The following is a 20,955-nucleotide window of genomic DNA, read 5'->3' on the forward strand; positions in this document are numbered from 1 at the left end:
CCCGGGACATTAATCGGCGCCGTTCTGCGCGGCGAGACGACGGTCCGCTTCCTCGACGCGATCCCCCGATTTCGCGGCTTTCCTGGCGGCGCGGGCGGCGGCCCGAGCAGCGGCCCGCTGGTCGGCCTCCTCGACGCGGTCGCGCGGCTTGGACCGGGCGGCACGCTGATCCTGCGACCGGGCGGCCGGCTGGTCCTGCGGCTGGGCGGCCGGCGCGGGCGCGTCGACCGGTGTGGGCTGCTCGTCCGACGGCTGGTTCTCGCCGCGCGCCTCACGCCGTGCCTGGAAGCCGAAGAGCACCAGTGCCATCACCGCGAACAGCCACCACTGAACCGCATACCCCCCGTTCTGCCAGGCGTCCTCGTGATCGATCGGGATCCGGGAGAAGGCCGGGTCGCCGGCCGGCGTCTGCTCGGTGAGCAGCACGTACGCCCCGTACAGGGGAAATGGCAGGTCCTGCGCGAGTTTCGGGAGACTGACCCGGCGGGTGTCCAGCCGGCCGTCACGTCGCTCGATGGGGGCAGGTCGACTTTCCGACAGGTGCACCTGTCCGACAACGGTCACCTCGCCGCTCGGCGCGGCCGGAGCCTGCGGGGCCGCCAGCGCCCCGGCCCCCGCGGGGGGCACCCAGCCCCGGTCGACCAGGACCGTCGTCCCATCGGCGAGCACCAGTGGCGTGAGGATCTCGAAACCCACCTCGCCGTTCACCGTGCGGCCCCGCGCCTGGATCTCGTGCGACGGGTCGTAACGCCCGGTCACCGTCACCTTTGTCCAGGCCAGGGCCTTACCGGGGGACGCGCCCGGCGTGCCCTGGGCGGTCGGCGCGGCGAGCACCGAGGTGAGCGGGACGGCCGGGGCCGAGTCCGCCGCGTCGATCCGGACGTTGATGTCGTGGCGCTCGTGGTACCGGCGGAGCTGCCAGTTGCCGAGCATCACCATGATCACTGAGGCGACCACGGCCAGGACGGCAGCGGTCAGCCAGCGGGGTGTCAGCAGGAACCGGTACACCCCCCGAGGCTACCCGGCGTGTCGGCAGTGGCCGCCGGAGCCGGGTACTGTGCGAACTCCGGCGGCCATTAGCACGTGACCGCGGGTCCGCGAAACCACCGGGGGATATCTTGATCACCGCCCAGCCTCGTCTGGTCGTGAGTGCGCCGTCGTCCGGCCACGGCAAGACCGCGATAGCCGTCGGTCTGCTCGCGGCGATGGCCTCCCGTGGCGTCCCGACGGCGGGCTTCAAGGTAGGCCCCGATCACACCGACGCGGCCTACCTCGGTCTGGCCGCCGGCCGCCCCGGCCGCAACCTCGATCCACGCCTGGTCGGCGCGCAGCGCATCGCCCCCCTCTTCGGGCACGGCGCCTCCGGGGCGCAGCTGTCCGTGATCGAGGGCGCGATGGGCCTGTTCGACAGTCTCACCGGCCAGCCCGAGATCGACGGCACCGCCGCGGTCGCCGCCGCGCTGCGCGCCCCCGTCGCGCTCGTGGTCGACGTGGCCGCGATGGGTCACTCGCTGGCCGCGCTGGTGCACGGCTTCCGGATGTTCGACGAGATGGTGCACCTCGGCGGCGTGATCCTGAACCGGGTCGCCTCGCCCCGCCACGAGCAGATGCTGCGCAGCGCCCTCGACGACATCGGCATGCCGGTGCTCGGCGCGCTCCGCCGCGGCGACCTGCCGAATGTGCTGCCCTCCCGGGCGCACGGTGTGGTGCCGGTCGCGCACCGGACGGTCGAGGCCGGCCGCGCGGTGCGGCGTCTCGGCGAGGCGGTCGCGCAGTCCCTCGACCTGGACCGGCTGATGGCCCTCGCCGCCTCCGCGCCGGCGTTGCCCGGCCCGCTCTGGACACCGGCCGAGGCCGGCGAGCCGGTCGAGATGCGCCCGGTGGTCGCGCTCGCCGGTGGTCCCGGGGCTTTTTACACGTACGTCGAGACCGCCGAGCTGCTCACCGCGGCCGGCGCCGACGTCGTCATCGTCGACCCCCTCCGCGACGAGACGCTGCCGCCGGGCACGCGGGCGCTGATCGTGGGTTCCGGACTCCCCGAGGGGTACGCCGAGGAGCTCTCCGCCAACCGCAGGCTGTGCGCCGGCGTGGCGCAGCTCGCGCGCGACGGCTGGCCGGTCGTCGCCGAGGGGGTGGCGCTGCCCTGGCTCGGCCGTGAGCTGGACGGCCGGGCGATGTGCGGCGTGCTCGACATCACCGGCGTGACCGGGGAGCAGACCGTCGCCGGCTATCGGGAGGCGACCGCGCCGGGAACGTCGGTGCTGGCGCCGGCCGGGGCGCGGATCACCGGCTACAAGCAGCACCGGGCGGTGGTGACGCCACGGGCCGGCGCCGCACCGGCCTGGACGTGGTCGGGCGGGAACCCGGAGGGGTTCGTCTGGCGGCAGGTGCACGCCTCGCAACTCGGGCTGCACTGGGCCGCGGCGCCGGAGATCGCGAAGCGCGTGGTCGCGGCGGCGGTGGCCGGCCCGGCTCAGCAGCCGCAGATGGCCGGGCCCAGCATGCCGATGAACAACGTGCCTATGAACAGCGTGCCGATGAACAACCCGGTGCCGCAGATGACGGGGCCGGCTCCGCAGGTGGCGCAACCCATGCCGATGGCAGCGCAGGGGATGCCCGGTCCGGTTCCGGCGGGTGCCCCCGGCGGTGGCCCCGTTCCGGCGATGGCGCACGGCTCCGGGCCGATGCCGGGCGCGGGTGGGGCGGCCCCGGCCGGCCCGATCTCCGGGCCGCAGCCGGCCGGTTCCCCGCCCGACCCGGCGCCGGCGCCCGGCCAGGCCCCGGGAATGGCCTCGCCCGACGGTTACGCCGCGATGCCTCAGTCCGAGGGCTATGGGGCGATGCCGCAGGCCGACGGTTACGCCGTGATGCCGCAGGCCGACGGTTACGCGGGGATGCCGCAATCCGAGGGCTACGCGGGGATGGCGGCCCCGCCGAACGGCCCGGCCCCGCAACGGCCCGGCTCCGGCATGCCCAACGGCGGCCCGATCCACGGCGGCCCCCACTCCGGCGCGGCGGACAACCGCCCGACCTCGGACATCCAGATCCCGTCCTGACCGGGCCCCGTCCCGGTTGACCGCTTTCGCTCAGTGCCGCCCCAGGCGCTGCGGCCCCGCGCGCCGGGTCCGTGGCATGCCCGGTGCGCTGACCGTGCGGAGATCCGCCGAGCTGATCGCCGGAAGCTGCCCACCGTGCCAAACGGCGTCCGCGGGTCCGGAAAGTGTCGTACCCGCCTCGTACCTTGAGAGGACGACAACCGAAGGAGGACGATCGTGGCCGCTCGCCTGCCGCTGGATCTGGACCCGCCGGTTCGTCAGATCAGGGCGCTGCTGCTGGGGATCGACGACCGTGAGCTGATCGCTCCGACACCGTGCCCCGGCTGGTCCGTCGCGACCCTCCTCGACCATGTGATGAGTCTCGCCGAGGCGTTCACCCAGGCCGCTCGCAAGGGCGCCGACGCCGCCGGTGACGGTCCGCCGCCGGCGCCGTCCGCGGCTCACCTGTCGCCGCACTGGCGCAGCCGCCTGCCGATCCGCCTGGAGGAGCTGGCCACCGCGTGGAAGGATCCGGCCGCCTGGCTCGGCACGGCCCGCGCCGGCGGGGTCTCGATGCCGGCCCGCCAGATGGGCACGGTCGCCGCGAACGAGCTGGTCATGCACGGCTGGGATCTGGCCCGGGCCACCGGTCAGGATTTCGCCGCCGATCCGCGCGTGCTGGCCGCGCTGATCGACTTCCTCGCGGCCGGCCCGCCCGAGGGCACGCCGGGTTTCCTCGGCCCGCGCGTCGCGATCGACCCGGAGGACGCGGAGGACGACCTGCCCCGAGCCCTGGCGCTGGCGGGCCGCGACCCTTCGTGGCGGCCACCCCGCGTCCACGACGTCCCCTCGGCCCGGTTGCACCGTGAGCAGCCGCCGGCCGCCCGTTCCGCGTAGGCCCGAGCGGGTCGGCCAAGCCGAGCGCCAGCCGGAAGACCCGCGGCCTGACTCGCGTGCCTGCCCCAGCCATCCGCCGGGCTCAGCCGGGCCTGGCCAGCCGGGCTGGGGCCAGCCGATTCAGCGATGCGGCCGGCCTGATGAACCCGCCTGGCTCGGCTGGTCGGTTTCAGGCAGGGCGGGTCACCAGTGGACGAGCTTGTCGGAGGGCGGGGTGAACTCAAGGTCGGGCTGGTCCTTCAGCGCGTCCCGCAACGTCTGCGCCACCGTGTACTTCGAGATCGTCGACCGGCCGTTCCCCACCCGGTGCTCGGGATTGTCCGGGTCGGCCACGAACGCCGACGCCGCCAGCTGCGGGGTGTACCCGCTGAACCACGCGGTCTTGTTGTTGTCCGTCGTCCCGCTCTTCCCGGCGACCGGCCGCCCGAGGGTCCCGAACACCATCTCGGACGTTCCCCATCCGCCGCAGCTTCCGCGGGCCGCGCCGTACCCGGTCGGGCACCGCGCCGCGTCGGTGGCCGCCCGCGCCACGTCCTGGCTGAAGACCCGTTTGCAGCGTGGCGCCGCGATGGGTTTTCCCTTGTAGGTGGCGTTCTTGCCGTCCGGGGTGCGTATCGACAGCACCGGCAGCGGCTCGCAGTAACTGCCTTCCGCCGCGACGGTGGCGAACACGTTGGCGATCTCGACGGGGGTGGCGTCGCTGACGCCGAGCGTGAACGCCCCCCACCCGGCCGCGTGTTCGGGCGTGGCCAGTTTCCGGTCCACCGCCGTACGCCATTTCAGCCCGAGCTTTTCGGCCATCGCGACGGCCTTGTCGGCGCCGACCCGCTGTTCGAGCTGGACGAAGTACGTGTTCACGGACTTGCCGAAGCCGCTCCACATGGTCTGGTTCCCGGTCATCGACTTGCTGGAGTTCTTCGGGCACCAGTGTGTCCCGCAGGTCGCCGGCCCGGGCGCGGTGATGTATTTGGAGACGAACCGTTCGGGCGCGTAGTACGACGTGGACAGCGGCAGCCCGGCGTCGAGCGCGGCCAGCAGCGTGAAGATCTTGAACGTTGATCCCGCCTGGTAACCGGCCATGTTCCCCCCGCCGAGCAGCGGGTTCACGGTGTTGGGGTAGTTACCGCGTACGTCATGCTGTCGCCGATCGCTGTGTTTGCCGTTGTCGTCCTGCTGGAGTGAGTAACGGCGGTTCACGGCCATGCTGACGATCCGCCCGGTGCCCGGCTGGATCACCACTTCGCCGTGCGCGAACGGGCTGTCCCGGTTCTCCTTGTCCAGCACGTGTTCCATCGCGGCGGCCTGCACCTTGGGGTCGATCGACGTGACGACGCGGTAGCCGCCGCGGCGCAGGTTCTCCTCACGTTCCAGGACGTTGCGCCCGAAGGCCGGCTGTTCCCGCCACCAGCTCTTGAAGTAGTCGCAGAAGAAGCCCCAGTCGTTGTGCTTGTCCGGGACCGAGACGCAGTCGTTCGGGGGTGTGCTCAGCTTCAGTCTGATCTTGGCTTTCCGGGCGTTCGCGGCCTGCGTCGCGGTGATCGAGCCCATCTTCAGCATCTGGTCGATCACGTAGTTGCGGCGTTGCAGCGCGGCGTCCTGGTCCCGGATCGCCGGGTCGTACGCGGAGGGCGCCTTGACCAGCCCGGCCAGCAGCGCCGCCTCGGTCAGGCTGAGGTCCTTCGCGGGCTTGGAGAAGAACACCTCGGACGCCGCGTAGATCCCGTACGCGCGATGCCCGAAGTACGCGTTGTTGAGGTACCGCTGAAGGATCTCCTGCTTGCTGAGCCGCTGCTCGACCTCGATGGCCAGGCGCATCTCCCGCAGTTTCCGGCCGGCTGTCTGCTCGGTCGCCTCCAGGGCCTGCTTCGGGGTCCGCGCGCTGTCCCGCAGGGCCATCCGCACGTACTGCATGGTCAGCGTCGAGGCGCCCTGGGACACCCCGCCGGCCTGCTGGTTGGCGACGAAGGCGCGGGCCACGCCTTTCGCGTCGACGCCGTGGTGCTCGTAGAAGCGGGTGTCCTCGGAGGCCACGATGGCCTGGGTGATGTGGGGCGACATGTCCTTGAGCGGGACCTGCCGCCGGTATTCCTCGTAGAACATGGTCAGCAGCGTCTTGCCGTCCTTGGCGTAGACGTACGTGCTCTGCGCCGCGGGCACCTCGACGAGTTGTTCCGGCAGGTTCTCCAGCGCGCCGGTGCCGGCCTTGACACCCATCCCGGCGAGGGCCGTGAGGGGATAGGAGAGGCCGGCGATGACCAGGCCCGCGATGAGCCCGGCACGGATCAGGAGGGCGACTCTTCCGGCTACGGTGGGGCGTCGGTCAGTCACTCCTTGAAGGTATGACAAATCGCCTCATGTTCCCCAGGAATCCGCGGGAGTTCGCGAGTGCGGCATGCTGGGCGCATGACGTTCGACCTCGATCATCACGGCGACGCCGAGGTGGACGCCGGCCTGATCGACCTCGCGGTCAACGTGCGTCACCAGCCGATGCCCGCCTGGCTCTCCGCTCCGATCGGGGAGTCGCTGGCCCGGCTCTCCGCCTATCCGGACGCGACCGGGGCCACCGCCGCCGTCGCCGCGCGGCATCGGCGGGACCCGTCCGAAGTGCTGCTGACGGCCGGCGCGGCGCAGGCGTTCGTGCTGCTCGCCCAGGCGTTGCGCGGGGCGCGGCGGCCGGTCGTGGTGCACCCGCAGTTCACCGAGCCGGAAGCGGCGCTGCGGAACGCGGGTCACCGGGTCGACCGGGTGCTGCTGCGCGAGGAGGACGGCTTCCGCCTCGACCCCGGGCTCGTCCCGGACGACGCCGACCTGGTCTTCGTCGGCAACCCCACCAATCCGACCTCGGTGCTGCACCCGGCCGCGGACGTGGCGAAGCTGGCACGGCCGGGCCGCGTGCTGGTCGTCGACGAGGCGTTCGCCGACACGACGTACCGGGAGCGCTGCGAGACCGAGCCGGAGTCCCTCGCCGAACGCCGTGACCTGCCCGGGCTCGTCGTCCTGCGGAGCCTGACCAAGACCTGGGGCCTGGCCGGGCTGCGGATCGGCTACCTGCTCGGGCCCGCCGAGCTGGTGCCCCGGCTGGCCGCGGCACAGCCGCTCTGGGCGGTGTCCACGCCGGCCCTCGCCGCCGCGACCGCCTGCGCGTCGCCGGTCGCGATCGCCGCCGAGCGCGAGATCGCCGCGGCCGTCGCCGCCGAGCGAATCCATCTGGTGGAACGGCTGCGGCAGGTGCCGAAGGTCACGGTTCCCGGCAACCCGGCCTCCGCCTTTGTTCCGGTACGCGTCCCCGGTGCCGATGAGATCCGCCGTGAACTGCGGAAACGCGGATTCGCGGTACGCCGTGGCGACACGTTCCCAGGCCTGGGCCCCGACTGGCTCCGGATAGCGGTGCGCGACACTGCGACCACGGATCGGTTCGTGCAGACTCTGCGGGAAGTGATCCGAGAGCGCAGCGAGGAGCGACCGTGACCCTGGAGACCACCCTGGCGGCCATCCGCCCGGCCGACGAGCAGGCCATGGCCGCTGCCAGGGAGCTGCAGTCCCGGCTCACCAAGCCGGCCGGCTCGCTGGGCACCCTGGAGGAGCTGTCGGTACGCCTGGCCGGGCTCGCCGGGGTCTGCCCGCCGCCGATGCCGGCGCCGGCCACCGTCGCGGTCTTCGCCGGCGACCACGGCGTGCACGCGCAGGGCGTGAGCCCGTGGCCGCAGGAGGTCACCGCCCAGATGGTGGCGAACTTCGTGGCCGGTGGCGCGGTCGTCAACGCGTTCGCCCGGCAGGCCGGCGCGGACGTGATGGTGGTCGACGCCGGAGTCGCCATCCCGCTGCACGGCGGGCCGAACCTGCTGGACGCGAACATCCGCCGCGGCACCCGGGACATGACCGTCGAGCCGGCGCTCACCCGCGAGGAGGCCCTCGCCGCTGTCGAGCTGGGCATCGCGGTCGCCGGGCAGCTCGTCGCGGCGGGCGCGAAGTGCCTGCTCACCGGGGACATGGGTATCGCCAACACGACCCCGGCCGCGGCGCTGACCGCGGTCTTCACCGGGGCCGGCCCGGAGGCCGTGACCGGGCGTGGCACCGGCATCGACGACGTGACGCTCGCGCGCAAGACCGACGTGATCGCGGCCGCGCTCGCGAGGCACACCCCTGACCCGGCCGACCCGCTCGGTGTCCTCGCCACGGTCGGCGGCCTCGAGCACGCCGCGCTGACCGGGTTCGTCCTGGGTGCCGCCGCGCACCGGATCCCGGTGATCGTGGACGGCGTGATCGCCGCCTCGGCCGCGCTCGCCGCCGCCGCGTTCGCGCCGGACGCGGTCGCCGCGATGGTCGCCGGGCACCGCTCGGCCGAGCCGGGCGCCACCGTCGCGCTCGCCCACCTGGGTCTGGAGCCGCTGCTCGACCTGGGGATGCGGCTCGGCGAGGGCAGCGGCGCGGTGCTGGCGCTGCCGATCGTCGCCTCCGCCGTCCGGGTTCTGCACGAGGTCGCCACGTTCGATTCCGCGGGAGTGTCCGAGAAATGAGTTTGTACCCCCTCGCCCTGCGCCTCGAGGGCCGTCGCGTCCTGGTCGTCGGCGGCGGCTCGGTGGCCACCCGCCGGGTGCCCGCGCTGATCGCGGCCGGTGCGCAGGTCGCGATCGTCTCGCCCCAGCTGACGCCCGCCCTGCAGGCCCATGTCGACGCCGGCCGTGCCACCTGGACCCCGCGCCGCTTCGAGCCCGCCGACGTCGACGGCGCCTGGCTGGTCCACGTCGCGATCGACGACCCCGAGGCGGCGGCCGTGGTCAGCTCGGCGGCGGAGGATCAAAGGATTTTCTGCGTACGGGCGGACGACCGTGACGCCGCCACCGCCTGGACCCCGGCCGTGACCCGGCACGGCCAGGTGACCGTGGCCGTGACCGACGGTGGCGACCGCCGGCGCGCGATGGCGGTCCGTGACCTGGTCGCGCACGCCCTGGAAGCGGCGCCCCCGGCCGCGCCCGAGCTCAAGGGCGTCGCGCTCGTCGGCGCCGGCCCGGGCGACCCGGAGTTGATCACGATCAAGGGCCGCCGCCTGCTGGGCGCCGCCGACGTGGTGGTCGCCGACCGGCTCGTGCCCGGCATGCTCCTCGGCGAGCTGCGGCCGGAGGTCGAGCTGATCGACGCCGCGAAGATCCCGTACGGGCCGTCCGCCGCGCAGGGCGAGATCAACCGGATCCTGGTCGACCGGGCATTGCAGGGCAAGTTCGTGGTCCGGCTCAAGGGCGGCGACAACTTCGTCTTCGGCCGTGGCGGCGAGGAAGCCCTGGCGTGCGTCGAGGCGGGCGTCCCGGTGCTGGTCGTGCCCGGCGTGACCAGCTCGATCGCGGCGCCCGCGCTGGCCGGCATCCCGGTCACGCACCGCGGGGTGGCCCACGAGTTCACCGTCGTCTCCGGGCACATCCCGCCCGACCACGCGGACTCGCTCGTCGACTGGCGGTCCCTGGCCCAGTTGCGCGGCACGCTGGTCGTCCTGATGGGCCTCAAGAACCTGCCGAAGATCGCAGAGCGGCTGCTCGCCGAGGGTCGTGACCCGTCCACCCCGGTCGCCGTCGTCCAGGAGGGCTCGACCGCCCATCAGCGGTCCCTGCGCAGCACGCTCGCGGCGGTCGCCGCCGACGTCACGACCGCCGGAATCCGCCCGCCCGCCGTGGTGGTCATCGGCGAGGTCGTAGCGGTCACGGAGGCGTTCACCCCCGCCGCCGGCTGACCGACGCCCGGCCCCGACGCCGAAGGCGCCGCGCGAGCCGTCCGGCGGCTGAACTCCGGGCCAGAACGCGCTGCGCGAGCTGGTCGGGCGGCTGAGGGTCCCGGCCGTGCCTCGCCGGAACACGCTGCGCGAGCCGGCCCCGGGGCTGAGGTCCCGGCCGCGCCTCGCGGTCCCAGCTGGTTCTCATGGGCGTTATGAGGCACGAATAACGCCCATGAGAACCAGCCGGAACCCGGAACCGCGCCGCGACAGTGCGCCAGGACCGGCTCGCGTGGCACCACACCAGGGGACCGGGCTCACGGCGTACCACAGCAATCGGCGCCGGACCTGAAGCGGCCCGGCGCCGGAAAGCGTGGTGTCAGTCCTCCGACGGCTTGTCGGTGTCGTCCACGCCGAGCTCGTCGAGGAACGTGCGGGCCCAGCGGGCGACGTCGTGCGTGCGCAGATGCCGCTGCATGACCCGCATCCGGCGTTTCAGCTCGGCCGGCTCGGAGTTGATCGCCCGCAGCAGGGCGTCCTTCACCCCGTCCGGGTCGTGCGGGTTGCACAGGAACGACTGGCGCAGCTCCGTGGCGGCGCCGGCGAACTCGCTGAGGATCAGCGCGCCCCCGGTGTCGCCGCGGCAGGCGATGTACTCCTTGGCGACCAGGTTCATCCCGTCCCGCAGCGGGGTCACCATCATGACGTCGGCCGCCGCGTACATCGCGGCGAGCTCCTGCTTGTCGACCGACTGGTGCAGGTAGTGCACCGCCGGCGTGCCGACCTTGCCGAACTCGCCGTTGATCCGGCCGACCTCGCGCTCGACCTTGATCCGCAGCGTCTGGTAGTGCTCGACCCGTTCCCGGCTCGGGGTGGCGACCTGCACCATCACCGCGTCGCCGACGTTCAGCCGCTCGTCGGCGAGCAGCTCGCGGAACGCCTTGAGGCGCAGCTCGATGCCCTTGGTGTAGTCGAGCCGGTCGACGCCCAGGATGATCGTCTTGGGATCACCCAGCTCGGCGCGGATCTGCTTGGCGCGGGCCTGCACCGCCGGGTCGGCGGCCAGTCGCTCCATCTCCCGGGTGTCGATGCTGATCGGGAACGCGCCGGCCTTCACCTGACGGCCGTCCACCTGGATGGACTGCCCCTCGTAGCGCAGGCCGAGCAGGTGCCGGGCCAGCCGGACGAAGTTCTGCGCGGCCAGCCGCTGCTGGAAGCCGACCAGGTCGGCGCCGAGCAGGCCGCGCAGGATCTCGGCCCGGAACGGCATCTGCATGAACAGCTCGATCGGCGGGAACGGGATGTGCAGGAAGAAGCCGATACGCAGGTCGGGGCGCATCTCCCGGAGCATCGCCGGGACGAGCTGGAGCTGGTAGTCCTGCACCCAGACGGTGGCTCCCTCGGCCGCCACGTCCGCCGCGGCCTCGGCGAATCTCTGGTTGACCACGCGGTAGGAGTCCCGCCAGCGGCGCTTGTAGACGGGGGTCTCCACGGCATCGTGGTAGAGCGGCCAGATCGTGGCGTTCGACTGGCCCTCGTAGTAGCGCTCGAGCTCCTCGGCGCTCAGTGGCACCGGGTGGATCTTGATGCCTTCGAGTTCGAACGGCTCGTGGGCGGCACCGTCCCCGCCGGCCCAGCCGATCCAGGTTCCGCGATGCTCGATGAGCACCGGGTGCAACGCCGTGACCAGGCCGCCCGGACTGGGCCGCCACTGGCGTTCCCCGTCCGGGGTAGTGACCTCGTCCACTGGCAAACGGTTGGCGACGACGACGAAGGAACTTCGCTCGGCCACGCTGAGTACACCTCCGGGTGGTTTCTGTTCCCAAGCCGAGCCTACTGTGCGTAGCCAGCCCGGGTCGTACCCGATGCGAGTTGTTCACGACCTGCCGCGACCGGCGCCGCGCCGCGGGACCGGAGACCGGTTCCCACCGTCGTGAACAAACCCTCACCCTGGTCTTGCCGTTTGGAGCGGGGTGCCATCCTGTGCCGGTGGCATCCCTCGATGATCATTCCCAGCCGCGCCGCCCGATCTTCTATCCTGTGGTGATTGCCACGGCGATGCTCACGATTCTGGCCATGATCGGTGGGTATCTGCTGAATCAGCGCCAGAAGGACTCGGCGTCGGGCTCGGAGTCCGGATCATCATCGTCTGCCACCACCCCCTCCACGGACGTGTCGTCAGGGCCGCCGTTGCTGGCGACTGAGGGAACGTGCACCTGGCATACCCAGGAAATGGCGCGTGATGTCGGCGCCGTGGGAACTCTGTCACAGGTTCTGCGGATCACCACGGATCGTGGCTCGGCGGTCTGGATCTGCCAGGACGAGGTGGGGAACCTCTACTACCACGCCAACAAGGGTGGTGCGGACGCCAAGTGGGTGGAGGGCCAGACCGCGCTCTTCCTCTCCGGCGTCGAGCGCCAGCCCAACGGCAGTTTCCAGGTCACCGCGCGCTGGGACGGGACCACCTTCAACGTGAACTCGGACCGGCTGCAGGTCACCAAGAAGAACACGACGCCGCGGGTCGAGAAGGCGGTGGGCGGCTGACCCTCCGGGGTTGGCTTTGGTGGCGAGCGCGGGACCTGGAAAGATTGTCCTTTGATTCGGCACCGAACATCGACGATCGCGGAGGTAGGGCACACCGTGGCCCAGTACATCTACGTCCTGGAAAAGGCGCGCAAGGCGCACGGCGACAAGGTCGTGCTCGACAACGTGACGCTGAGCTTCCTGCCGGGCGCCAAGATCGGTGTCGTCGGCCCGAACGGCGCCGGTAAGTCCAGCCTGCTCAAGATCATGGCGGGGCTCGACAAGACGAGCAACGGCGAGGCCCGGCTGATGCCCGGCTACACCGTCGGCATGCTCGCGCAGGAGCCGCCGCTCAACGACGCCAAGACCGTCCTCGGCAACATCGAGGAGGCGGTCGCGGAGACCAAGGCCAAGCTGGAGCGGTTCAACAAGATCGCCGAGCAGATGGCCACCGACTACACCGACGAGCTGATGGAGGAGATGGGCAAGCTCCAGGAGGAGCTCGACCATCTCGACGCGTGGGACGTCGACTCCAAGCTCGAACTGGCGATGGACGCGCTGCGCTGTCCGCCGCCGGACGCCGACGTCACGCAGCTCTCCGGTGGTGAGCGCCGCCGGGTCGCGCTGTGCAAGCTGCTGCTCGAGGCGCCCGACCTGCTGCTGCTCGACGAGCCCACCAACCACCTCGACGCGGAGAGCGTGAGCTGGCTGGAGCAGCACCTCGCGAAGTACGCCGGCACCGTCCTGGCGATCACCCACGACCGGTACTTCCTGGACAACGTGGCCGGCTGGATCCTCGAGCTGGACCGTGGCCGGGCGATCGGCTACGAGGGCAACTACTCGACGTACCTCGAGAAGAAGGCACAGCGTCTGTCGGTCGAGGGCCGCAAGGACGCGAAGATGAAGAAGCGCCTCACCGAGGAGCTCGAGTGGGTCCGGTCGAACGCCAAGGCGCGCCAGACCAAGAGCAAGAGCCGTCTCGACCGGTACGAGGAGATGGCTGCCGAGGCGGAGAAGACCCGGAAGCTGGACTTCGAGGAGATCCAGATCCCGCCGGGCCCGCGCCTGGGCAACACCGTGATCGAGGTCAACGGCCTGACCAAGGGCTTCGAGGGCCGGACGCTGATCAACAACCTGTCGTTCTCGCTGCCGCGTAACGGCATCGTCGGCATCATCGGCCCGAACGGCGTCGGCAAGACCACGCTGTTCAAGACCATCGTCGGGCTGGAGCAGCCGGACTCCGGCTCGGTGCGGATCGGCGAGACGGTCAAGCTGTCGTACGTCGACCAGAGCCGTTCCGGTCTCGACCCGTCCAAGACGCTGTGGGAGGTCGTCTCCGACGGGCTCGACCACATGATGGTCGGCAAGGTCGAGATGCCGTCCCGGGCGTACGTGGCGGCCTTCGGCTTCAAGGGCCCGGACCAGCAGAAGCCGACCAAGGTCCTCTCCGGTGGTGAGCGCAACCGGCTCAACCTGGCGATGACGCTGAAGATCGGCGGCAACGTGATCCTGCTCGACGAGCCGACCAACGACCTGGACGTCGAGACCCTGTCCAGCCTGGAGAATGCGCTGCTGGAGTTCCCCGGCTGCGCCGTGGTCATCTCCCACGACCGGATGTTCCTCGACCGCGTGGCCACCCACATGCTCGCGTGGGAGGGCACCGACGAGGAGCCGGACAAGTGGTTCTGGTTCGAGGGCAACTTCGAGGCGTACGAGAAGAACAAGATCGAGCGTCTCGGCGCTGACGCCGCCCGTCCGCACCGGGTCACCTACCGCAAGCTGACTCGTGACTGATCGTTTCATCCATGACGTGCCCGTGCGCTGGTCCGACATGGACGCGTACGGGCACGTCAACAACGCGCGCTTTCTCACGTTGTACGAGGAGGCGCGCGTGGCGATGTTCTTCGTCGGGGCGCGCGAACGGGGCCTCGGCTCGTTCGAGGAGGGCATCGTGATCGCCCGCCACGAGATCGACTATCTGAAGCCGGTGGACTTCGGCGACCCGGTGCGCGTCGAGATGTGGATCTCCGAGCTGCGGGCGGCGGCGTTCACGGTGTCGTACGAGCTGTTCGACGACGGTGTGCTCGCCAGCCGGGCCAAGTCGGTCTGCGTGCCGTACAACCTGGCCGCCGGGCATCCACGCCGGCTGACGCCGGAGGAGAAGGAGTTCCTCCTGCCGTACGCCGGGGGCGGGTCATGAGTGGGCACGGCCTGCTCGGGGTTCCCGACGCAGGCGCGTTCCTGGCCCGCCTCACCAGGCTGGACCCGGGAGCACCGGTCCGGCTCCGGTCGGCCGGTGGCCGCACCGCCCTCTGGGCACATCTGCCCTGGGACGTGCTCGTCACCCGGGAGGTGGCCGGTCCGGGGCCGGGCGACGCCACCGTCTCCGCCGCGGGCCTGCTCGCCGCGCTGGCCGCCGGCGGCACGGAGTTGCCGGAGCGGCGGGACACGCAGTGGCGCTGGCCGCTGCCGCCGCCGTCCAGCACCGCCGTCGAGTCGGTCTCCGGCGAGGAGCTGACCCGGCTCGCCACGGCGGCCGCCGGGACCCTGCGGGAGATCACCGCGGGCGGTGTCGACGGTCGCGCGGTCGGTCAGCGGGCGGTCCGGGACGCACTTCTGGATCATGTCGCGCTGGTCGTCACTCCGGAGCACGGCAACCCGGTCGAGGTCTCCCAGAGACTCGTCCAGGCGGTCGCCCGGATGGGTTTTCTGGGTCCGCGCGGGGCCGGCCCGGTGGAGGCTCGCGTGCGGACCTCGAGCGCTTGGGTGGGAATTTCAGCACCATATGGAGTCGCGTGGCGACAGAGCGCCCACAAATTGACCGTTATGCCGATGGCGAGTCACCCGAAAGGATGAGTCTGTATCGGCCTTCCGGTCCCGCCCTCCCGTTGGGGGGATGACCTTTAGGAAACGGTTGGGTACCGTCGGCCCTCGGATCTACTGCAACGTCCGGCAGCGGGTCTGTTGGGGAGCGAGGTGCGCACAATGCCGTGGTGGTCTTGGCGTCCGGGAACGGCCGCGGATAACGAGCCGGATACCGGTGGCGAGGTGGCGGTGCAGGGCACCGTCCGCGTGAGTGTCCCGGCCCAGCGCGAGCCGGGTCGCACGAGCCCACCGGCGGAACTGCCGTCCACCGGGTCCGGCGACCAGGTCGAGCAGGTGTCGCTGGCCCGCATCGGCAAGGCGCTCGACCTGCTCGACATCCGGTTCCTGGCCGACGGCGGCGGCAGTCTGCTGGCGATGTGGGAGCGGCACGCGGTGCTGTTCACCCTGGAGGGTCCGGAGGACGAGATCCTGGTCATGCGGGCCCGTCCGCACGCGACCGTCCCGCCGGACTGGGCCGACCGGGCCTACCGGATCGTCAACGAGTGGAACCACACGCGGCGCTTCTGCAAGGCGTATGTGGGGGACCCGACCGAGCGCGGGCAGCTGCCGATCTACGCGGAGCTGCAGGTGCCGCTGGCCGCCGGAGCCCACGATCCGCTGCTGGTCGAGCTGCTGGACTGCGGCGCCGCGGTCGCCACGTCGTTCGTCGACTGGCTCCACGACGAGGGCGCTCTGCTCTGACCCGCTTCTCCAAGATCAACCTCAAGATCTTCATTGCCTGCCTCCGCTGTGGTCCGGATCGTCGCTCCCGCGGGGACCCTTCCGGGCTTCGCAGGGCCGCGAGGCGGCCCAGAACGCGAAACCCGCAAGGGCGGCGTCCGTGGGTGGGCACGGTCAGAAGAACCCACGCGACGTCCCCGTCCGGTTCCGCAAAGCGGCGCGGCGCGGCGCTCCAGCTGGTTCTCATGGGCGTTATCCGGCCCGGATAACGCCCATGAGAACCAGCCGGAAACCCCGCGCCGCCCTACTGTCTCGACCCGGCGTGGTGTGCCTCAGCTGAGCGGGAACATGCCCAGGCGGCCGTGGTACTCCTTGCCAAGCTCGTCGGTGTCGGAGCCGACCAGCAGACCGCGCGGCACGGTCAGGAACGCCCGCACGCCGACCCCGCGCGCCCGCGTCGGGTTCCAGGAGAGCGCCCGGCCGGTCGTCGGGCTGACCGCGCCGATGCCCGGGCGGGAGACCGCGCCGGGGCCCGGGCCGTTGCCGTCGGTGCCGTAGGGGTTGTCGAACCAGCGCTGGTGCCCGCCCAGGTAGACGGCCGGCCCGGTGATCGCGACGGCGTAGAGCGAGTCGCCGCCGGTCCGTTGCACCCAGGTGGGCCGCTGCTCGCCGATCCGGTTCGCCTCGAAGCGCGCGGCGGAGTCGCAGAGCTTCTGCGCGGAGGAGGCCCGGCCGGTCGCGGCGACCACGAAGTACGACCCGTCGGGCGCGAACTTCACCTGGCGCAGATAGGTGTCGAAGCCCTTCATGCACTGCGGCTCGTAGGCCCGGGTGTACCACCGGTTGAGCTCCGCGGACGAGCCGCCGACGTCGAACTGGGCGATCTGCACCCGGGTGTAGCCGTCGGCCTTGAGGAACGCGCCGACCGCGACGAGCTTGCGCCCGTCCGCGGTGACGTCGAGGTGCTCGACCCGGACACGGCTCAGGCCCGGCCCGCTCAGCTGTGCGTCGAAGCCCTTGTCGACGGCGCCCGTCTCGGCGTCCAGACGGGCCAGGGCGACCCGGTCCGTGCCGTTGATCGCCGTGAACGTGCCACCGGCGTAGAGGCGGTCGCCGCGGGTGGCCAGCACCCGCACGTCACCCCAGTTGACCTTGGCGCGGAACGACGTGTCCCGGTTGCCGCTGCCCAGCCAGAGGCGGGTGATGCCGCGTTGCCCGGCGCCGTTCACGGTCTTGAAGGCGCCACCGGCGTAGACGGTGCCGTCCGCGCCCGGCGCCAGCGAGTAGATCGCGCCGTCCACCTCCGGCGCGAACGAGCGGATCGAGCCGTCGTCCAGGTCGAACGCGAAGATGTTCTTGCGGGCCACGGTGGTGTGCCGGCTGCTGTCGGCGACTTTCGTGAACGCGCCGCCGACGATCACCGTGTCGCCGACGACCGCCAGCGCCCAGACCGTGCCGTCCAGCACGTGCGGGGTCCAGTCGACCGGGTTCGCCGAGACGATCCCGGACTGGGCGATGTCGGCCGCCGCCGGTGGCGGGAAGGCGACCAGGCCGGTGAGGAAAACGGTGGCGACGGCCAGTAGGCGACGGCGCATGGGGCGGCTCCGGAGATCGGTGACGGACAAACCGATCAACGAGTCACCGGCGGCGGCGTCACGATCAGCGCGTCGGCTCCGTGGGATCCATCGTGTTCACCATGAAGTAGGCCGCGCGCTCCAGATAGTCCCAGAGCATCGTGTGCTGCGGCTCGGGAAGCCCGAGCGAGTCGACGGCCGCGCGCATGTGGGTCAGCCAGGCGTCCCGCTCGGCCGGGCCGACCCGGAACGGCGCGTGCCGCATCCGCAGCCGGGGGTGGCCGCGGCTCGCCGAGTACGTGTTCGGGCCACCCCAGTACTGCATCAGGAAGAGCGTCAGCCGGTCCTCGGCGGGGCCGAGATCCTCCTCCGGGTACATCGGCCGGAGCAGCGGATCCGCGGCCACCCCCTCGTAGAACTTGGCGACCAGGCGGCGGAACGTGGGTTCGCCGCCGACGGCGGTGAAGAAGCTGGCCTCTTCCGGTACAGGTGCACTCACCCGTCCATCCTGCCAGCCGCGGCTCAGACCGCCGAGCCGCCCGGGCGCGGATCGTCGGCCGGCGGGGTGCCACCGGCGCCCGGGTACCAGGACGGCGGCACCGCCGAGCGTGGCGCCAGGCGCGAGGCGGCGATCCGCTCGGACAGCCCGCTGGTCTCCAGCGACTCGGCCAGTGCCCGGCGCAGCTCCCGCTGCACTGTCAGCTGGCTGTCGGCGGTGGTCTTGGCGATCGTCCGGATCGTCGCGCCGTCCACGGTCAGCGTCTCCACGCCCACCACGTCCGGCGCCTCGATGAACTCGGTCTGGTGCTCCGGGTGCTGGGCGACCGTGTCGGCGGCCCGTTTGAGCACCGCGATCGCCTCCTCCGAGTTGACGAAGCCGATCGGGATGTCGACCACCACCATCGCCCAGCCCTGGCTCTTGTTGCCGACCCGGACGATCTCGCCGTTGCGGATGTACCAGAGCACGCCGCGCCCGTCGCGGACCGTGGTGATCCGCAGGCCGACGCTCTCCACCACGCCGGTGGCCTCGCCGAGGTCGACGGTGTCGCCGACGCCGTACTGGTCCTCCAGGAGCATGAACAGGCCCGCTATCAGGTCCTTGACCAGGCTCTGGGCGCCGAAGCCGAGCGCGACGCCGACGATGCCGGCGCTGGCCAGCAGCGGGCCCAGGTTGAAGCCGAACTCGCCCATCACCAGCAGCGCCGCCATGGTGAAGACCACCGCGCTGACGAAGCTGCGCAGCACCGAGCCGATCGCCTCGGCCCGCTGACGCCGCCGCTCGGGGATGAACTGCCCCTCCTCGGCGGTCTCGGTCACCTTCTCGCGCAGCGGCTTGAGCAGCGCCGGCATGGCGGCCCGCGAGGTGCTCGCGGTGAGCCGGCTGATCGCCCGGTGCAGCGCCCAGCGGATCAGCAGCGCGATCAGGATGATCGCGAGGATCCGGATCGGCTTCACGATGATCAGGTAGCCGCTGTTGGCCAGCCACCGGCTTTCGGTCTGCTGATAGAGCCACGAGCAGAAGGCGTCGCTGTTGCACGACTTGGTCACATCGGGAGTCGTGAACACGTTCACCGAGGGGGACGGAGTGGGGCCTGGGGCAAGGAGCAACACGGGGAGTCAAGGTACCGGGTCCGGCTGAGCAGGTGACGTCAGACGTTTACCGTCCAGCCACAGATTGTGCTCGCCATTTCGTCATCCATCAGGGACTATTGGCGCACAGGCTTCCTCGGCGAGGCCCAGATCACACACGGCTGAGCTACGGGAGCGCTACACAGCAACTGACACCGGAAGGGTGATCGCGATGCCTGACATACGACCCATGGTGGGCTCTTCCGCGTTGGTGCTGAACGCTACGTACGAGCCTCTGTGCGTCGTATCGGTGCGTCGAGCGACGATCCTCGTCCTGACCTCCAAGGCGGAGTGCGTGTCCGACGGTGACGGCGTCCTGCACAGCGCGCACGAGGAGCTTCCCGTCCCCTCTGTGGTCCGGCTCACGCGGTATGTGAAGGTGCCCTACCGCACGCACGTCGGCCTCTCCCGCCGGGCCATCTTCGCCCGTGACGGCGGCCGCTGCGCCTACTGCCGCGGCTCCGCCGAGACCATCGATCACGTCTTCCCGCGGTCCCGGGGCGGTCTGCACGCCTGGGAGAACGTGGTGGCCGCCTGCGCCAAGTGCAATCACAGCAAGGGCGACAAGACCCCGGCCGAGCTCGGCTGGCGGCTGCACGCGATACCGCAGGCGCCACGGGGGGTGGCCTGGCGGGTGCTCGGGCACCGCACGCCCGATCCCCGTTGGAGGGATTGGCTGGACATTCCTGACCACCACGCCGCCACGGCTCTCGGAGCCGAGGCGGCGTAATCGTTTCTCGGGTCAACTCTGCCGGGAGCCGACCAGGGACGCGTAGACGACGACGTTGTCGGAGTAACCCTGGTCGCCCCCGAGCCACCTGCCACCGCACGTCATCAGGCGCAACGAGGGCCGGCTGTAGTCGCCGTAGACGCGGTGCACGGGCAGCCGGTCCTTGTCGTAACGCTCGACCGCGTTCACTTCGAAGACCGCGACCGTCCCGTCGGCACGGTCCACCTCGACCCGCTGTCCCGGCTTGAGCCGGCCCAGGTCGTGGAAGACCGACGGGCCGGTCCTGGTGTCGGCGTGCCCCACGAACAGCGCCGGGCCGAACTGCCCGGGTGCCGGGCCGCCGTCGAACCAGCCGACCTCGTCGTGCCGCTTCAGCGGCGGCACGTCGATCGTCCCGTCGGCGGCCTGCCCCACGTCCAGGACCGGCGCGTCGACCTTCAGGTCCGGGATCGTCAGCCGCTCCGGGCGGCTCGGCTCCAGCACCGGGAACGCGCGGGGCGGCGGCTCGTCCGGCCCGCCGAACAGGTCCAGGTCGAAGCCGCTGGAGACGCCGAGGCCCATGCCGACCGCGAAGAGCCCGAGGAAGGCCAGGACCAGCGCGATCCAGCCGATCGGCCGCCGGCGGCGCCGGCGGGGCGGCAGGGGCTTGGGCGTAGGCATCCGGCGGGGACGCGGCACCCGGAAGGGGGAGCGGCCACCCTGCGGGCGCGGGGCCGGGAGCGGGCCGGTCACCACGCCCTCCGGCGGGGCGCCGACCTGGGCGGGGCGTTTGCGGCGGACAGCCTCGGGCACCCCGGCCTCGTTGCTCACCGCCCGGCCTGCCGTCGGCGGGCGGACATCACGGCGAGCGCGGCGGCCGCTGTCAGAGCCGTGAGCCCGCCCCCGATCAGCAGGCGAGCCGTCCCGTCGGGCGCCGTCCCCCCGCCGCCGGTGGCCGGCCCGCGGCTCGGCTCCACCCTGGCCAGCACATGGAGGGTGGTGCTCGCCGTCTTCCCGTCCGGGCAGCGCAGCGTGAGCCGGTAGTCGCCGGCCCGCTGACCGGTGGGCACCTTCACGGTCGCGGTGAGGAAGCCGAACTCCGGCTCGACCGGCACCGAGCCGATCGGGTCGGCGGTGACGGTGGCCGCCTTCAGGTTGTCGTCGCAGGAGGCGCGCAGCGAGAACTCGTCCCCGGCGCGCACCGTGCTGGGGTTGGCCTCGACGAACACGGCCGGGGCCGCCTGCGCGGACAGCGCGAGCGCCGGTAGGAACAGGACTGCGGCCAGGAGCATCTTCAATCCCCCCTCCTGCCGTTCGCGGGCGGAAAGCACGCGGACGGCG

Annotated in this window: 19 protein-coding genes; 11 read left to right on the forward strand and 8 right to left on the reverse strand. The window is 71.7% G+C overall.

Annotated elements, in window-relative coordinates:
- Nucleotides 1-9: 9 nt before the first annotated feature.
- Nucleotides 10-1,008, reverse strand: coding sequence for an SURF1 family cytochrome oxidase biogenesis protein (locus tag Acy02nite_RS12145; RefSeq protein WP_203740056.1), 999 nt, complete (start codon nucleotides 1,006-1,008; stop codon nucleotides 10-12).
- A gap of 137 nt (nucleotides 1,009-1,145) precedes the next feature.
- Between Acy02nite_RS12145 and Acy02nite_RS12150 the strand changes: the two genes are divergently transcribed.
- Nucleotides 1,146-3,056, forward strand: coding sequence for a cobyrinic acid a,c-diamide synthase CobB (locus tag Acy02nite_RS12150; RefSeq protein WP_239174611.1), 1,911 nt, complete (start codon nucleotides 1,146-1,148; stop codon nucleotides 3,054-3,056).
- Between the two features lie 216 nt (nucleotides 3,057-3,272).
- A complete protein-coding gene (locus Acy02nite_RS12155) occupies nucleotides 3,273-3,932 on the forward strand; it encodes a TIGR03086 family metal-binding protein (RefSeq protein WP_203740058.1) in 660 nt (219 codons plus the stop codon).
- 183 nt (nucleotides 3,933-4,115) lie between these two features.
- Here Acy02nite_RS12155 and Acy02nite_RS12160 read toward each other — a convergent pair whose 3' ends face one another.
- On the reverse strand, nucleotides 4,116-6,260 hold the full coding sequence (locus Acy02nite_RS12160) for a transglycosylase domain-containing protein (RefSeq protein WP_203740059.1): 2,145 nt from the start codon (nucleotides 6,258-6,260) through the stop codon (nucleotides 4,116-4,118).
- A 75-nt stretch (nucleotides 6,261-6,335) separates the two neighbouring features.
- On the opposite strand from Acy02nite_RS12160, the gene cobC reads away from it, so the two are divergent.
- Genes cobC through cobA form a run of 3 tightly spaced genes read left to right on the forward strand, consistent with a single transcriptional unit; the run spans nucleotide 6,336 to nucleotide 9,654 of the window.
- The gene (gene cobC / locus Acy02nite_RS12165; RefSeq protein ID WP_239174613.1) at nucleotides 6,336-7,400 is read left to right on the forward strand and encodes an Rv2231c family histidinol phosphate aminotransferase CobC; all 1,065 of its coding nucleotides are present in this window, start codon (nucleotides 6,336-6,338) and stop codon (nucleotides 7,398-7,400) included.
- On the forward strand, nucleotides 7,397-8,449 hold the full coding sequence (cobT, locus tag Acy02nite_RS12170; protein ID WP_203740061.1) for a nicotinate-nucleotide--dimethylbenzimidazole phosphoribosyltransferase: 1,053 nt from the start codon (nucleotides 7,397-7,399) through the stop codon (nucleotides 8,447-8,449). The genes cobC and cobT overlap by 4 nt, the downstream gene beginning before the upstream one ends.
- A complete protein-coding gene (gene cobA, locus Acy02nite_RS12175) occupies nucleotides 8,446-9,654 on the forward strand; it encodes a uroporphyrinogen-III C-methyltransferase (RefSeq protein ID WP_203740062.1) in 1,209 nt (402 codons plus the stop codon). Before cobT ends, cobA begins: the two co-directional genes overlap by 4 nt.
- Before the next feature lie 358 nt (nucleotides 9,655-10,012).
- Here the strand turns inward: cobA and Acy02nite_RS12180 are convergent, their stop codons facing one another.
- Nucleotides 10,013-11,425 carry an alpha,alpha-trehalose-phosphate synthase (UDP-forming) gene (locus Acy02nite_RS12180; protein ID WP_203740063.1) on the reverse strand — a complete coding sequence of 471 codons (1,413 nt, stop codon included), beginning with the start codon at nucleotides 11,423-11,425 and terminating at the stop codon, nucleotides 10,013-10,015.
- A 461-nt stretch (nucleotides 11,426-11,886) separates the two neighbouring features.
- Between Acy02nite_RS12180 and Acy02nite_RS46445 the strand changes: the two genes are divergently transcribed.
- The 5 genes from Acy02nite_RS46445 to Acy02nite_RS12205 all read left to right on the forward strand — a co-directional run bounded on the left by Acy02nite_RS46445 (nucleotide 11,887) and on the right by Acy02nite_RS12205 (nucleotide 15,723).
- Nucleotides 11,887-12,177: a hypothetical protein gene (locus Acy02nite_RS46445; RefSeq protein WP_239174616.1), complete on the forward strand. Its 291-nt coding sequence runs from the start codon at nucleotides 11,887-11,889 to the stop codon at nucleotides 12,175-12,177.
- Between the two features lie 96 nt (nucleotides 12,178-12,273).
- Nucleotides 12,274-13,950 carry an energy-dependent translational throttle protein EttA gene (gene ettA, locus Acy02nite_RS12190; protein WP_203740064.1) on the forward strand — a complete coding sequence of 559 codons (1,677 nt, stop codon included), beginning with the start codon at nucleotides 12,274-12,276 and terminating at the stop codon, nucleotides 13,948-13,950.
- Nucleotides 13,943-14,356 (forward strand): acyl-CoA thioesterase, encoded by a 414-nt coding sequence (locus tag Acy02nite_RS12195; RefSeq protein ID WP_203740065.1) that lies wholly within the window; start codon nucleotides 13,943-13,945, stop codon nucleotides 14,354-14,356. The genes ettA and Acy02nite_RS12195 overlap by 8 nt, the downstream gene beginning before the upstream one ends.
- The gene (locus tag Acy02nite_RS12200; RefSeq protein ID WP_203740066.1) at nucleotides 14,353-15,012 is read left to right on the forward strand and encodes a DUF8185 domain-containing protein; all 660 of its coding nucleotides are present in this window, start codon (nucleotides 14,353-14,355) and stop codon (nucleotides 15,010-15,012) included. Before Acy02nite_RS12195 ends, Acy02nite_RS12200 begins: the two co-directional genes overlap by 4 nt.
- A 129-nt stretch (nucleotides 15,013-15,141) precedes the next feature.
- Complete coding sequence (locus tag Acy02nite_RS12205; RefSeq protein ID WP_203740067.1) at nucleotides 15,142-15,723, forward strand: type III secretion system chaperone family protein; 582 nt, start codon at nucleotides 15,142-15,144, stop codon at nucleotides 15,721-15,723.
- Between the two features lie 311 nt (nucleotides 15,724-16,034).
- Here the strand turns inward: Acy02nite_RS12205 and Acy02nite_RS12210 are convergent, their stop codons facing one another.
- The 3 genes from Acy02nite_RS12210 to Acy02nite_RS12220 all read right to left on the reverse strand — a co-directional run bounded on the left by Acy02nite_RS12210 (nucleotide 16,035) and on the right by Acy02nite_RS12220 (nucleotide 18,842).
- Nucleotides 16,035-17,297, reverse strand: coding sequence for a delta-60 repeat domain-containing protein (locus Acy02nite_RS12210; RefSeq protein ID WP_203740068.1), 1,263 nt, complete (start codon nucleotides 17,295-17,297; stop codon nucleotides 16,035-16,037).
- 64 nt (nucleotides 17,298-17,361) lie between these two features.
- Nucleotides 17,362-17,802, reverse strand: coding sequence for a globin (locus tag Acy02nite_RS12215; protein ID WP_425548219.1), 441 nt, complete (start codon nucleotides 17,800-17,802; stop codon nucleotides 17,362-17,364).
- Complete coding sequence (locus Acy02nite_RS12220) at nucleotides 17,799-18,842, reverse strand: mechanosensitive ion channel family protein (protein WP_203740129.1); 1,044 nt, start codon at nucleotides 18,840-18,842, stop codon at nucleotides 17,799-17,801. Before Acy02nite_RS12220 ends, Acy02nite_RS12215 begins: the two co-directional genes overlap by 4 nt.
- A 235-nt stretch (nucleotides 18,843-19,077) precedes the next feature.
- Here Acy02nite_RS12220 and Acy02nite_RS12225 point away from each other — a divergent pair, with 235 nt between their 5' ends.
- Nucleotides 19,078-19,635 (forward strand): HNH endonuclease, encoded by a 558-nt coding sequence (locus Acy02nite_RS12225; protein WP_203740070.1) that lies wholly within the window; start codon nucleotides 19,078-19,080, stop codon nucleotides 19,633-19,635.
- A 12-nt stretch (nucleotides 19,636-19,647) separates the two neighbouring features.
- Here the strand turns inward: Acy02nite_RS12225 and Acy02nite_RS12230 are convergent, their stop codons facing one another.
- Both Acy02nite_RS12230 and Acy02nite_RS12235 read right to left on the reverse strand, forming a co-directional pair.
- Entirely contained in the window at nucleotides 19,648-20,445 is a 798-nt protein-coding gene (locus Acy02nite_RS12230; protein WP_203740071.1) for a class F sortase, read from the reverse strand.
- Nucleotides 20,442-20,906, reverse strand: a complete 465-nt coding sequence (locus Acy02nite_RS12235; protein ID WP_203740130.1) for a COG1361 family protein — start codon at nucleotides 20,904-20,906, stop codon at nucleotides 20,442-20,444. The genes Acy02nite_RS12230 and Acy02nite_RS12235 overlap by 4 nt, the downstream gene beginning before the upstream one ends.
- Nucleotides 20,907-20,955 lie beyond the last annotated feature (49 nt).

Origin of the sequence: Actinoplanes cyaneus (genome assembly GCF_016862095.1) — a bacterium.
Taxonomy (GTDB): domain Bacteria; phylum Actinomycetota; class Actinomycetes; order Mycobacteriales; family Micromonosporaceae; genus Actinoplanes; species Actinoplanes cyaneus.

Excerpts from the sequence above, each read along its gene's own strand:
- cobC (WP_239174613.1), top strand. The coding sequence starts at position 6,336 with ATGACGTTCGACCTCGATCATCACGGCGACGCCGAGGTGGACGCCGGC.
- cobA (WP_203740062.1), top strand. The coding sequence starts at position 8,446 with ATGAGTTTGTACCCCCTCGCCCTGCGCCTCGAGGGCCGTCGCGTCCTG.
- Acy02nite_RS12200 (WP_203740066.1), top strand. The coding sequence starts at position 14,353 with ATGAGTGGGCACGGCCTGCTCGGGGTTCCCGACGCAGGCGCGTTCCTG.
- Acy02nite_RS12205 (WP_203740067.1), top strand. The coding sequence starts at position 15,142 with ATGCCGTGGTGGTCTTGGCGTCCGGGAACGGCCGCGGATAACGAGCCG.
- Acy02nite_RS12210 (WP_203740068.1), bottom strand. The coding sequence starts at position 17,297 with ATGCGCCGTCGCCTACTGGCCGTCGCCACCGTTTTCCTCACCGGCCTG.
- Acy02nite_RS12225 (WP_203740070.1), top strand. The coding sequence starts at position 19,078 with ATGCCTGACATACGACCCATGGTGGGCTCTTCCGCGTTGGTGCTGAAC.
- Acy02nite_RS12235 (WP_203740130.1), bottom strand. The coding sequence starts at position 20,906 with ATGCTCCTGGCCGCAGTCCTGTTCCTACCGGCGCTCGCGCTGTCCGCG.